Raw genomic sequence first — 13435 nt, forward strand, 5'->3', positions numbered from 1 at the left:
TTTTGGTTCGTTGATCTTGGCCTAAGCCGCCAGTTTCGGCCGGGTCGGAACCCGGAAGAACTCATAGGCGATCGCCGCCGCCGCCAGCAACACGCCGAGCAGGTTGACGTAGCCCGCGCCCGTGAACAGGTCGACGGGGAACAGCAGCATGATGCCGATGACGAGATAAAGCGCGCGAGCCGGAATGGCGAGCGGCCCTCGTAAAAATCCGACGACGGCGGCCGATCCCATGAAGACGCCAAGCAGCGCCGTCGTCGCCGACGTCGCCACCTCGATCGGGTCGCCGCGCAGAATAAGCTGCGGCGACAGCGCGAACAGGAATGGCACGATATAGGCGGACCAGCCGACTCGCGCTGCGGTCCATCCTGTTTTCCAGAAATCGGCTCCGGCGATGTTGGCGGCGGCAAAGGCGGCGAAGGCGACCGGCGGCGTCACCATCGACAGCATGCCGAAATACATCACGAAGAGATGGGCCTGCATCGGGGAGATGCCGGCCTTGACCAGCGCCGGAGCGGCGAGCGTCGCCATGATGACATAGACGCCGACCGTCGGCATCCCCATGCCGAGAATGATTGCGACCGCCGCAGTCGCAATCAGCAGGATCAGGATGCTGTTGCCGCTGATGGTGAGAAGCTGGAGCGTGAGCCCGAAGGCGACGCCGGTGAGGTTCAGAACGCCGATCACGAGGCCGGCTGCTGCCGTCACGATGACGATGTCGAGCACGACGCCGGCGGTTCCGACGATGGTCTTGAACGCTTCGAGGGGATTAAGCCGCTTCCCGTTGTAGCCGAACACCATCGCGAAGAACAAAAGCGCAATGCTCGACAGCAGCGCGGCGTACTCCGCCTGCAAGTTCCAAGACACCAGGCCGAGAATGAGGATCGCGAAGGGAATCGGGAAGTGCCAGCCCTGCAGCAGAACGCGGCCCAGCGCGGGCAGGCGGTCGACCGGCGCCCCGGCGATGTTGCGCTTGGCGGCTTCGAGATCGACCTGAATGAACAGTGCAGCGTAATAAAGGATCGCGGGCAGCAGCGCCGCAATCATGACTTCGCGATAGGGGACCTGGAGATATTCCGCGACCAGGAAGGCTGCGGCGCCCATCACCGGCGGCATCAACTGGCCGCCGGTCGATCCGATCGCCTCGATGGCGCCTGCCATCGTTGGCGGAAAGCCGGAGCGCTTCATCATCGGAATGGTGATGACGCCGACACCGGCGACATTGGCGACCGCGCTGCCGGATATCGTGCCGAACAGCGCGGAGCCGACCACCGCGATCTTCGCCGAGCCGCCGCGATAGCGGCCCATCGCCGCCATGGCGAGATCGGTGAAGTAATCGCCGCCGCCGCTGCGAGTCAGGATCTGTCCCATCAGAATGAACGGCAGTACGATGACGATCGCGACGTTCAGCGACTGGCCGAGCAGCGCATTGGTGTCGATGCCGAGATAGACGACGAGGCGCGACAGGTCGACCGGTCGGCTTGCGAATTCGCCGGGCAATAGAAAGCCGAGCATCGCATAGGCGCAAAGCGCAAGAATGACGATGGTGAGCGACCAGCCGGCGGTGCGTCGCGTGGCTTCCAGAACCAGCAGCACGATGATCGTCGCGACGAGAATCCCGTCGAGCGGCCGGTAGACCATCCGGTTGATCATGTCCGGATAGTCGATGGCGATATAAAGACAGGCGGCGAGACCGGCGATGCCGGCCGCGATATCCCACCACGGAATATGCGCGTCAGCCGGCGCGCCGCCCGGCTTGCAGCCGAGATAAACCAGCGCGATCGTGAGACCCAGCACGGTGGCCAGGAACTGTTCGGTAAAAAGCGGCAGGTTGAGGATTGTCGGCAGATTGCCGACGAAGGCGATGACCGTGAGGATCAGCAGCGCTTGCAGCAGGAAATTGACGGGAGCAAGCTGTTTTCCGGACATAAAGCCTCGCGGTCAGTAAGTACAAATGACGTTCAACAATGCCTGACGCTTGTCCTTGACGACGGCGTCGCGCGCCCGCGCCAAAGCTCCCGGGAGATCGGCCGGCTTTTCGACCCGCTCGGCATAGGCGCCCTGCGCCGCCGCCATCGTATCGAAAGCGGGAGAGGGGGAAAGATCGGCGAGTGTGTTGCAATCGTTTTCGCCGGCGACGCCGTCCTTGAACATCGCCATTGTTGAGTTGCGCACGGCGCCATAGCGGCTGTTATTGAAGACGATGGTCAGGATCGGTAAGCCGTGCGCGGCGGACACCCAGTGCCCCACCGTGGGATTTGAAAACATGTAAGCGCCGTCGCCGAGCGTCGCGACGATAAGCTTGTCCGGCGCGGCGACTTTGGCGCCCAGCGCGGCGCCGAGGCCCCAGCCAAGGCCGCCCGCGGGACCAAGCGCATAAAGCGTTCCGGGTTTCTCGCGCAAACAGTGCGCGGCGCGCAGCGGGTACTCGTTGAAGATGATCGCGTCCTCGCCGATCGTCTCGCCGATGGCGCGGCTGAGGTATTCCGGCGAAATCGTCTCGCCCGGCGCAGAGGCTTTTGCAAGCTGCGCGCGGCGCTGCTGCATGCGCTCACCGAGCCTGGCGCGCCGCGCTTCGATGCGCGCTTTCGCCGGAGACAAGTGCGGAGCGACCGCGGCGTTGAGCGCCGTCAGCGCGTTGAGCGCGCTCGACCGGATCGTGAGGTCGCTCGGAAAGCTGCGCATCGGATAGCGCGCAAAAATCGGATCTTCGCCGATATGAACGATCCGGCATTCCGCCGGCGGCTGTTGCAGGCTCGGTATCCAGGGAACATCGATCTCGATCGCGACCACGAGATCGGCCTCGGCGAGCAGCGCCCCCGGCTCGAAGCCGAAATGCATGGGATGGCTCGAGGGCAGGCAAACCGTGCGCGGGTTCTGCACCACAACCGGAATCGCGCATTGCTCAGCCAGCGCCGAAAGCTCTGCGACGGCATCGGGACGAAGCGTCGAGACGACGATGAGCGGCCGCTCCGCAGCCGCGATCCATTCGGCCAGCGTGGCGGCGTCGCGCGGATCGGGATGCGGCGCCGCGGCGAGCGAGCGCGGCTTTACCGGCCCGACCGGTTCGGCAAGCGGCGCGGACAGCGGTTCGCGCGGAAGCACCAGATAGACCGGCCCGCGTGGGCTCGACATCGCGACCTCGCAGGCGCGGCTCACCATGTCGCCGATCTGGCCGGGCGTGCGCAGTTCGTAATCCCATTTGACGAATTCGCGCAGCATGCCGGCCTGGTCGAACATTTCCTGCGCCCAGTGAATCGGGCGCGAGCGCGAGCCGAACGATCCCTTTTCGGTGACCGGCGTGCGGCCGGCGGCGAGGATCAGCGGCACCTGATCGCGCGACAGGTTTGCGACATTATTGATGGTGTTGGCGGTGCCGACGTTGACGTGGACCATGACGGCTTGCGGCCGCCCGGTCATCAGATAGGCGCCGTGCGCCATCGCCACCGCGAGATTCTCGTGGGGCACCAGCACCGGCTGAGGCACCTTGGCGTTGGTCTTCTTGGCGTGATCGTAAGCCTCGACGATCGGCGGGAAATCGGTGCCGGGATTGGCGAAGAAATAGTCCGTGCCGTGATCGGACAGGGCGCGGAGAAACGCTTCGGCGGCAATCGGAGGCCGGGTGCCACGGGTGATCGGTGCATCGGCCATGCGATTGCCGCCTGTCGTTCGTCGCGCTTACTTGGTTTCCTTGATGCCCTTCTCGGCGTAGTAGCCTTTCGCGCCGTCCTGATAGGGCACTTCGATATCGGAATAGAGCAGCTTCACGTCCATGCCGCGGAACAGCGGATGCGCCGCGCCGAGCGCTTCCTTGTTGTTGGCGATCAGGTCCGTGATCTTTTTCACCACTTCGGGCTTCGTCTTCGACGAGGCGAAGATGGTGTAGTTGTACTGCATGATGTTGATCGGCTCTTTCACGCCGGCAAATCGTGGGGAGGGCTCCGCCTTGGCGATGTAGGCGGTGCGAAACTCTTTCTTCAGTCCAGCGAGCGCCTGCGGATTGTCCGGCAGCGAAATGAAGCGGATTTTCACGGCGGCGTCGGCCTCGGACACTTTGGCGGAGCCGAGCGCGAAGGTGGTGATGTCGGCGCGCCCGCCGACGAACTCGTCGACGCCGCGCACCAGGTTCGGCACCATGATGGGCTTGAGATCCTTGATGCTCAGACCCTCGGTGGCCAGCATCGCGTCGACCGTCTTCTTGATGATCTCCTGGCTGGTGAAGCCATAGGCGACCGAGTGTCCCTTCATGTCCTTGATGGTCTTGATGGGGGAGTCGTCGCGCACGAACAGGCCAACCTTGATCGGGAAAACCACCGCGATGGTGCGCAGGTTCTTGTTGGGACGGCCGTCGAACGTGCCGACGCCGTGATAGGCATCATAGAGTTCGAGCGTGTTGGCGAGGCCGAGATCGATTTCGCCGGAGTCGACCAGCGGAATGCCGGCGCCGGTGCCGCTGGAAGGCTGCACGCGCACCTGAAGGCCGCCCTTTTCGGTCAGCACTTTGGCGACCGCCGCACCCACCGCGTAAGTGAGAGTGCCCTGCGGACTGGTGCTGATGCCGATCGGCTGCGCGTGCGCCGACGCCGTCAGCAGGGCGCTGCCTGCAAGCACTGAAACGATCAATTTGTGCACGATTTCCTCCCGCTTTTTTGTTCCTCGGCGCCTTTGCGGGCTGTCACCCGCGCGCCTTGGGTGGGGACATTAGTATATGCGCCGGGATTACCCAACCCATTAAGGCGGGCTTATCGCCGCGTTACATGAGGGGTACGGCTTACTCCGCGGCGACGCGGAAATCCGGCTGCCCACCGATCGCCGCGATGCATTTGGCGAGACCCTCTCCCTCCGGGTCGAGCAGCGCCGCGGTGCGCGCGCTGGCGATGGCATCGATAGCGCGCGGCGCGGGGATACGGCCGGCCAGCGCGGGGCGGATGACATTCATTTCAATGGTATGAAAATTACCCGTGCCGCGCGCATGGGTGTCGCCGTAGCCCTTGATGAGCCGCGCGCATTCCGCGACCTCGAGCGCAAGCGCCGGAGACAGCCGTGCGGCGTCCGCGATCAGCGCTAGCCAGTTTTCGATCTGCGCCTGCTCCTGCGCAAAGCGGTAACCGCGGCGGCGCAGGCGCTTGAGCTTTGCCAGCATCAGGAAGCGCAGATAGCCGGACACCGAGGTCGAGTTGATCTCCATGCCGAAATAGACTCGGCCGAGCCAGCCCTTGCGCGTGGCGAGCGACAGGATCGGCCGCGCAAGAAACGGCGGCAACACCTGGCAAAGTTCCTCGAAGCCCGGTTTGAGGAAGTCGTGCACGGTGAAGGGCTCGCCATTGGTGGCGCGCAACTCCTGCTGGGCAATGCGTTGCATGCGCTCCGGCGCGATCTTCGCCTCGGCGACACGGATGACATCTTCATAGGACATGCGCACGGCGAGATGGCGCGCCGTCTCGGCGACAAGCTTGCCGCCGGCGTTGCCGCGCGCGTCGAGATCGTTGATCGGCGCGAGCCGGTCGAGATAGAGCCGGGCGTAGCGCGCGTCCTGGTATTTCGTCAGGCGGCGCAAGCCTTCGGCGACGATCGGCATCGCCGCGGCGGGGAAGCGTTGCGCGGCCTCCTGCTCCAATGTCTGAACATCGGCCTTGGCGTGTTTCTTTGCGACGGCCGCCGGCGCGGGTGCGGTCTTGGCACGCGCGGCCTCGAGGCCGGCGCGGAAACCGCGCAGGTTGGCGTCGACCGCCTTGCCGTCCTTGCGGATCGCTGCCTCGAAGGTTTCGGGCTGGATCGGCAGCCGGCCGCAGCCGGCGATGGCGCCGAGCATGACAGCACTGACGATCGAGCCGCTTTTCCTGGCGAGTTCCGCCATGTCGATGAGCAGCGCCTCGCGCGCGTTGGCTTCGATCGCCTCGCGCAGCCGCTGCGGGTCGACGCGGCCGTCGCCCATCGCAATTTTCTCGTCCATCGCGAAGAAGCGGCTGACCGACGCGATCGCGAAGGTGCGGTCCGGCGTCACGAAGCCGTTGGCGATGGTGCGTCCCGCCTCGAGCAACTCGCTCGCCACCGCGATGTCGATGTCGCCGACGCCGGGATTGAGCGCGAGGATCGGCAGGCGGCCGCCGAGTTCGGCGGCGGTCGCCGGCATGATCTCGATGTAATAGGTGGTTGCGCCGGTGCGCTGCGCGACGCCGGGGATCGAGGTGCTCTGTACCGGAAAGCCGGTCTGCTCCGCGGCCTCGACGATCCAGTTGGTCAGCACGCCGCCGCCTTCGCCGCCCAGCGCGGCGATCAGCAGGGTGATGGGGCGGGGGATGCTCATGCCGCCACCTCTTTCACAGGCTTTCCGTTGTAGCCGCCAAGCGCGCCGATGACGGCGCGGCGGGTGCGGAACAGCGCGCGATCCCACCAGGTCGCGTTGCGCACGATCTCGGCGCGATAGAACGATGGACAAAGCACCGCCGCGTGGGCGACCTCGCCGCACAGCCCGCAGCCGACGCAGCTGTCGATCACGCTCGCCACCGGGTCGGTGCGCAGCGGATCGGGCGACGGCTTCACGGTGAGCGACGGGCAGCCCGACAAGCGGATGCAGGAGTGATCGCCGGTGCAGATCTCGTCGTCGACGCCGTAGCGCGCACGCGTCACCCGCTCGCCACGCTTGAGCTTGTCGGCGTCTTCGGCGCGGACGCGGCGCTGGCGCGCGAGCTGGCATTCGCCGTCGGCGATGATGACCTTGAGGCCGCGCTCGGCCGAGCGCATCGCCTCTTTCAGCGTCTTCACCATGCCGGCGACGCCGTAGGTGCGCACCTTGCGCATCCATTTGACGCCCATCGTCCGCAGCGTCGTCTCGATGTCCATGCCGCCGTGGTCGTCCGAGCGCCGCAACACGCTCGATGGCATGAATTGCTGGCCGGTCGCAGAGGTGTAGCCGTTCTGCATCACGATCAGCACGCCGTCGCCCTTGTTGAACAGATTCGACGCGACGCCGGTGATGATGCCGTTATGCCAGAAGCCGCCGTCGCCCATGATGGCGATCGGCTTCTTCTCCATGTTGGGGCCGACCGCGGCGGCGCTGGCGAGCGACATGCCGTAGCCGAGGATCGAATTGCCCATCGAGAACGGCGCGAAGGTCGCGAAGGCATGGCAGCCGATATCGGCGCTGATATGCGTCGGGCCAATCTCGCGCTGCGCGAGCTTGATGGCGGAGAACACCGGCCGCTCGGGGCAGCCGGTGCAGAAGGTCGGCGGCCGCGGCGGCAGATGTCCGAGCGCCGCGGCGGACTTTACTTTCTGCGCGGCGACCGCCTCGGCTTTCGTCATCGCGGCGTCGGCATCGATGCCGGCGGGGCGGGTGTCCCTGAGAAAGCCGGCGATGCCCTTGAGCAGCACGTCGGAAGTGTATTCGCCGACGCGGGGCAGAACGTCCTTGCCGATCACGCGGGTCTGGATATCGGCACGGCGCAATTCGACATTGACCGCCTGCTCGATGTAGTCGGGAAAGCCTTCCTCGACGACCAGCACCGCGCGCTTGCTTGCGCAGAATTCGCGGATCTCCTCCGGCACCAGCGGATAGACCACGTTCAGCACCAGCATCGGCAGCTTGGCTGTGCCGAATACGTCGGCAAGCCCCAGCCGCTCCATTGCGCGAAGCACGCTACTGGTGAGGCCGCCCATGACGATGATGCCGACATCCTTCGTGTCGCCGTCGATCCGCTCGTTGAGCTTGTGCTCGCGGATGAAGGCGCGCGCGGCGGGCATGCGCTCCTCGATCTTGAGGCGCTCCTGCACATAGGTGACGGGCGGATGCGCGAGCCGGCTGTAGTTGAATTTCGCCGGGTCCTTGATGCGGTCGATGCCGGAATTGATCCCCTTGCGGTTGGTGCTGGCGACGAACGAGCCGGTGACGTGGCAGGCGCGGATGCGCAGTTCGAGCATCACCGGCGTATGGCTCGCCTCGGACAGCTCGAAGCCCTTCTCGACGGTGCGCACGATGGTCGGCAGATCCGGCCGCGGATCGAGCAGCCACATCGAGGACTTCAGCGCATAGGCATAAGAGCGTTCCTGGATGACGCTCGCGCCTTCGCCGTAATCTTCGCCGATCACGATCATCGCGCCGCCGATCACGCCGGGCGAGGCGAGGTTCGACAGCGCATCGGCCGCGACGTTGGTGCCGACGATGGACTTCCACGTCACCGCGCCGCGCAGCGGATAGTTGATCGAGGCGCCCAGCATGGCGGCGGCGGAGGCCTCGTTGGTGCAGGTCTCGACATGGACGCCGAGCTCACCGAGCAGATCCTCGGCCTCGACCATCACGTCGAGCAGGTGCGACACCGGCGCGCCCTGATAGCCGCCGACATAGCTGACGCCCGACTGCAGCAGCGCCTTGGTGACGGCGAGGATACCCTCGCCATGAAACGTCTCGCCGTCACCGAGACGGAGCGACTCCACTTCCTTTGCGAACGAGCGTTCCATTGCCTGCTTCCAGTCCGTTCGGCGGCTTTGCCCGCCTGCTGTTTGCCGAGATAGTTTGGAACCAAACTATCTTACCAGCAATCCTCTACATATGCGAGGGCAGCCACAACGCGAGGATCGGGAAGGCGATGAGGATGGCCAGCCGCAGGATGTCCGTTATGACGAAGGGCAATACGCCATAGAAAATGGTCGATAGCTTGACGTCCTTGATGACGCTCTTGATGACAAAGACGTTCATGCCCACCGGCGGGTGAATCAGGCCGAGTTCCACCGTCATTACGATGATGACGCCGAACCAGATCGGGTCGAAGCCGAGCTGCTTGACGACCGGAAACACGATCGGGATCGTCAGTATGATCATGGCCATCGCGTCCATAATGCAGCCGAGCACCAGGTACATCAGCATGATCAGAATCAGCACCCCATAGGGGCCGAGGCCGAGGCCGGTCAGGAACTCGGTGACCTTTTGCGGTGTCTGGGTGATGGTGAGGAAATAGCCGAAAATCAACGCGCCGATCAGAATAGTGAAAACGGCGGCCGTGGTGCGGACGGTGTCGATGCAGCTTTTCCAGAAATCGGCGCGGCTCAGGCGCTTGCGCAGGATGGCGATGATGAAGGCGCCGCCGGCGCCGCAGCCCGCCGCCTCGGTGGCAGTGAACACGCCGGCATAGATGCCGCCGATCACGAAGATAAAGAGCAGTATCACGGCCCAGACGTCGCGGAGCGAAGCGAGCCGCTCGGGCCACGTCGTGCGCACGCCCGTCGGCAGGAAGTTGGGCCGCGCCATGCCGATGATATTGATGGTCACGACATACATCGCGACCGCAAGAATGCCCGGCACGACGCCGGCGATGAACAGCTTTCCGATGTCCTGCTCGGTGATCAGGCCGTACACCGCGAGCACGGTCGAGGGCGGGATCATGATGCCGAGCGTGCCGCCGGCGGCGACAACGCCGGTCGAGAAGCTCTGCGGATAGCCGTAACGGCGCATTTCCGGATAGGCGACCGAGGAGAAGGTCGCCGCCGTCGCAACCGACGAGCCGCAAATCGCCGCAAAGGCGCCGCAGGCGGCGATGGTGGCGATGCCGAGCCCGCCGCGCAGATGGCCGAGAAAGCTGTTTGCCGCGCGGAACAGCTCGCGGCTCATGCCGGAGCTCGACGCAAACGCGCCCATCAGCAGAAACAGCGGAATCACGGCGAATTCCGCCGACGTCGCCGTCCGCATCGGCGATTGCGCCAGAAGTTTCAGCGCGGGCCACCAGTCTCCGACCATGTAAGCGAAGCCGGTGACGCCGACCAGGGCCATCGCGATGCCGACCGGCACGCGCAGCAGCATCAGCACGAAAAGAGAAATAAAACCGGTAATCGCTACAACGTCGCTATGCATCGCGGATTCACTCGACTGCCGTGGTCTCGGAGTGCTTCGGTTCCGGCTGGCGCAGGATGTCGACGCGGATAGCGCGGATCACCATCAGCATGATCGCGGCCGCAAGGCCGACCCATGCGATGAAGTAGTAAATCCAGACCGGCTGGCGCAGGTCGAAGGTCGCGACATTGTCGCTGTGGGTATTGATGACCTTCAGCGCCACCATCCAGGTAAAGACGACCAGAGAACCGAGCGTAACGATATCGGAAAAAAGCATCATTGCGCGCTGCGCCCAGCGCGGCGCGGCGCCGTAAAGCAGATCGACGGTGATGTGTTCGTTGCGATAGCTCGCGCTGGCGATGCCCCAGAAAATCAGGATGCCGAGGCCGAGGCTGATCAGGTCGTAGCTGTCGGGAATCGACCAGATGAAGATGTAGCGCAGAAAGACGGAAACGAACGTGAGAGCAGTGACGGCGGCGAGAAACGCCGCCGCCGTCTTCTCAATTGCGTCGATGAAGCGGTCAACGAGACCGCGCTGATCGACGTTATCCGGCATTACTGGGCCAGGGACTTGTATTTGACCAGCGTGTCATGAAGTTCCTTCATGATGGCGTCGGGGTTGCCGCCGGCCTTCTTAACGTTGTTCGCCCAGGTCTTGTGCAGCGGTTCGGCCGCCTTCTTCCATTCGGCGAGCTGCGCGCCCGAGATCGGATAGACCTCATGACCCGCCTCCGCCTTGATCTTGGCGATGCCGGCGTGCTCGAAGTCCGCCCACGGACCCGCAACCTTGCCGGCCCATTCGTTGTTGCAATGATCGTCGATCGCCTTCTTCTGGCGAGCCGACATCTGGTTGTACTTGTCCTTGTTGATCACGAAGGCGAAGGTGGTCACGTAAAGCGGCACCTCCATGTGGTACTTGGTGACCTTGTCGATGCCGAACAGCGGCACCGATCCCCACGGGAACGTCACGGCGTCAGCAACGCCCTTCTCGATCACGTCGCGGACTTCCGGTGCGGAGGCCTGCACGTTGGTGCCGCCGAGCGAGGTGACGAAAGCCGCCATCGTCGCGTGCGCCGGGCGGATCTTCATGCCCTTGATGTCGCCGGGCACCATGATCTTCTTGGTGCGTGAGTGGAACGAGCCCGGATCGTGGACGAAGGCGAGGCAGAACTTCACGTCCTTCATCTCACGCGCCGCGTATTTGCGATACCAGGCGTCGATCGCCTGCGAGCCGCCCTTGGCGTTGGCGATCAGGAACGGCAACTCACCGGCGCCGATGATCGGGAAGCGGCCGGGCTGATAGCCGGGGTTGATATAGGTGAGGTCGGCGATGCCGTCGCGCGCCATATCGTAATGGTCGAACGCTTTGCCGAGCTGCTGCGACGGGTAAACTTTGTAATGCAGCGTGCCGCCCGACGCCTTCTCGACGGCCGCGCCCCATTCCTCGAGCGCCTTCTGCAGCGGATGCGACGGCGGGACCCAGTGCGCGAGCTTCAGCTCGAACGTCTTTTCCTGCGCGCCGGCGAGGCTGGCGCTGCCCAGCACGGCCGCCGCGAGGGCGACAGCGCAGGCATAACCGGTCTTGCGGATGGTCATCTCAGTTTCCTCCCTCGTTGATTTGATTGGCCGCGAGTTTTTATTTGGGCCATTTCGTATTATTCGACCGCATGTCGCCGCCGTTGTAAAGGAAATCGTTTGGCGTCAAACTATCTGGCCGGCGCGGCGTATCAACGCTGCGGCGCGAAGAGACGAGGCAGCGTTGTCATGATGCGGTGGTTATCGTGCGCAAACGGGTGAGCGCGAGCAAGGCGGCGCGCGGCGCGGCGAAAGCTCCCGCCGCCGCGATCGATTTCGGCCCGCTCGCCGGCTGGGTCGGCTTCAACCTGCGCATGGCGCAGGAGGCGGCCTTTCAGGCGTTTTCCCGGTTGTCGCGCGAGATCGGCGAGCATCCCGGCCGGTTCGCCATCCTGACCCTGATCGCGAAGAACCCCGGCATCAGCCAGACGGCGCTGGGTGCCGCGAGCGGGCGCGACAAATCCAGCATGACGCCTGTGCTGGAGGATCTGGTGCGGCGCGGCTTGGTGCAGCGCAAACGAATCGACGGCGACCGGCGCGCCTGGCGTCTGTCGCTGACGCCGGCGGGAGAGCGCACGCTTGCCAAGATGATGGCTTGCGCGCGGCGGCACGAGAAGAACCTGGATCGCATCATCGGCGCGCGCGACCGCGACCGTTTCGTGAAGGTGCTGCGCCGTATCGGCGCGGCTATCGGGCAATAGATCAGGCATGATTCCGAAAAGTGGGGACCGGTTTTCGGACAAGATCATGCCTCTACAATCAAATTGGCGACTGGCCTGATTCAACGGAGTTGAATCAGACTCGCGCTTACACACCGAACTTCTCGCGCACCGCCGCCGGGATCGGCATCGATTTGATGCGGCTCGGATCGGCCGGGTCGCGGCCGACCCAGACGCGCTTCTCCGAACATTCGCAGCACGGCTCGCCATTGAGACTGAGCTTGTGCTCGACCGTGAAGCTCGACGTACCGAAGGCGATGGTCGATTCCACCCGGACGTCGTCGCCATAGCGCGTCGGCTTGATGAAGCGCGCGCGCGTCGTCACCACCGGAAAGCCGGCGAAGGCATAATGCCGGGTGAAGTGATATTTCGTCATGCCGAGCGCGCTCTCGAACAGTGCGGCGGTCGAGGCATCGACGATCTCGAAATAGCGCGGGTAGTAGATGATGCCGGCGGGGTCGCAGTCGCCCCACTCGATGCGCACGGTGCGGATATTCGTGATCTTGGTCATGCGGCCTTCTACCACAGCGCTCGTTGACGAAGCCAATTACCGGGGAGCCATGCGCAGCGCGCCGTCGAGGCGGATCACCTCGCCGTTGAGATAACCGTTGCTGACGATGTGCATCACCAGCGCGGCGAACTCGGCCGGGTCGCCGAGCCGCTTGGGGAAGGGCACCGAGGCGCCAAGCGAGTCCTGCGATTCCTGCGGCAGCGCCTTCAGCATTGGCGTGCCGAAAATGCCGGGCGCGATCGCGAGCACGCGAATGCCGAACTGGGAAAATTCCCGCGCGGCGGGCAACGTCAGCGCGGCGACGCCGCCCTTCGATGACGAATAGGCGGACTGGCCGATCTGGCCTTCGAACGCCGCGACCGAGGCGGTCGATACGATCACGCCGCGCTCACCGTCCGCGAGCGGCTCGGCGGCCTGCATCGCGGCGGCGGTGAGCCGCATCATGTTGAAGGTGCCGATCAGGTTGACGCGGATGACGCGCTCGTAGTCTTCGAGCGGCATCGGTCCGTCGCGGCCGACGATGCGCTTGGCCGGCCCGATACCGGCGCAGTTGACCAGAATGCGAGGGGGGCCGTGCACGGTGCTCGCCGCCGCGATGGCAGCTTTCGCGCCTTCGGACGAGGCGACGTCACAGGCAAACGCGATGCCTTTGACTTCGGCGGCGACAGCGGCCGCACCCTTCTCGTTCATGTCGAAGATCGCGACCTTCGCGCCGGCCGCGGCCAGCGCGCGCGCAGTGGCCGCGCCGAGGCCCGATGCGCCGCCGGTGACGATTGCCGCCTGGTTTTTGACGTCCATGCGCCGTGCCCC

At 64.7% G+C, this 13435-nt stretch carries 11 protein-coding genes; 1 reads left to right on the plus strand and 10 read right to left on the minus strand.

Annotation, left to right across the window (positions count from 1 at the left end; all coding sequences use genetic code 11):
* Positions 1–21 precede the first annotated feature (21 nt).
* The 8 genes from AB7F10_RS17940 to AB7F10_RS17975 form a co-directional block, all read right to left on the minus strand.
* Positions 22–1926 (minus strand): TRAP transporter permease, encoded by a 1905-nt coding sequence (locus AB7F10_RS17940; protein WP_428564016.1) that lies wholly within the window; start codon positions 1924–1926, stop codon positions 22–24.
* 12 nt (positions 1927–1938) lie between these two features.
* Positions 1939–3648 carry a thiamine pyrophosphate-requiring protein gene (locus AB7F10_RS17945; RefSeq protein WP_428564019.1) on the minus strand — a complete coding sequence of 570 codons (1710 nt, stop codon included), beginning with the start codon at positions 3646–3648 and terminating at the stop codon, positions 1939–1941.
* A 27-nt stretch (positions 3649–3675) separates the two neighbouring features.
* Positions 3676–4629: a TAXI family TRAP transporter solute-binding subunit gene (locus AB7F10_RS17950; RefSeq protein ID WP_428564022.1), complete on the minus strand. Its 954-nt coding sequence runs from the start codon at positions 4627–4629 to the stop codon at positions 3676–3678.
* Between the two features lie 139 nt (positions 4630–4768).
* Positions 4769–6304 carry an indolepyruvate oxidoreductase subunit beta family protein gene (locus AB7F10_RS17955; RefSeq protein WP_428564025.1) on the minus strand — a complete coding sequence of 512 codons (1536 nt, stop codon included), beginning with the start codon at positions 6302–6304 and terminating at the stop codon, positions 4769–4771.
* Positions 6301–8454 (minus strand): thiamine pyrophosphate-dependent enzyme, encoded by a 2154-nt coding sequence (locus tag AB7F10_RS17960; RefSeq protein ID WP_428564028.1) that lies wholly within the window; start codon positions 8452–8454, stop codon positions 6301–6303. The genes AB7F10_RS17955 and AB7F10_RS17960 overlap by 4 nt, the downstream gene beginning before the upstream one ends.
* Before the next feature lie 85 nt (positions 8455–8539).
* Positions 8540–9841: a TRAP transporter large permease gene (locus AB7F10_RS17965; protein ID WP_428564031.1), complete on the minus strand. Its 1302-nt coding sequence runs from the start codon at positions 9839–9841 to the stop codon at positions 8540–8542.
* Positions 9842–9848: 7 nt separating this feature from the next.
* Complete coding sequence (locus AB7F10_RS17970; RefSeq protein ID WP_428564034.1) at positions 9849–10376, minus strand: TRAP transporter small permease; 528 nt, start codon at positions 10374–10376, stop codon at positions 9849–9851.
* The gene (locus AB7F10_RS17975) at positions 10376–11416 is read right to left on the minus strand and encodes a TRAP transporter substrate-binding protein (RefSeq protein ID WP_428564042.1); all 1041 of its coding nucleotides are present in this window, start codon (positions 11414–11416) and stop codon (positions 10376–10378) included. Before AB7F10_RS17975 ends, AB7F10_RS17970 begins: the two co-directional genes overlap by 1 nt.
* A 185-nt stretch (positions 11417–11601) precedes the next feature.
* On the opposite strand from AB7F10_RS17975, the gene AB7F10_RS17980 reads away from it, so the two are divergent.
* Complete coding sequence (locus AB7F10_RS17980; protein ID WP_428564045.1) at positions 11602–12096, plus strand: MarR family winged helix-turn-helix transcriptional regulator; 495 nt, start codon at positions 11602–11604, stop codon at positions 12094–12096.
* 106 nt (positions 12097–12202) lie between these two features.
* Here the strand turns inward: AB7F10_RS17980 and AB7F10_RS17985 are convergent, their stop codons facing one another.
* The gene (locus AB7F10_RS17985; RefSeq protein ID WP_428564048.1) at positions 12203–12625 is read right to left on the minus strand and encodes an acyl-CoA thioesterase; all 423 of its coding nucleotides are present in this window, start codon (positions 12623–12625) and stop codon (positions 12203–12205) included.
* Between the two features lie 36 nt (positions 12626–12661).
* Positions 12662–13423: an SDR family NAD(P)-dependent oxidoreductase gene (locus AB7F10_RS17990; RefSeq protein WP_428564051.1), complete on the minus strand. Its 762-nt coding sequence runs from the start codon at positions 13421–13423 to the stop codon at positions 12662–12664.
* Positions 13424–13435 lie beyond the last annotated feature (12 nt).

Origin of the sequence: Pseudolabrys sp., assembly GCF_050250095.1 — a bacterium.
Taxonomy (GTDB): domain Bacteria; phylum Pseudomonadota; class Alphaproteobacteria; order Rhizobiales; family Xanthobacteraceae; genus Pseudolabrys.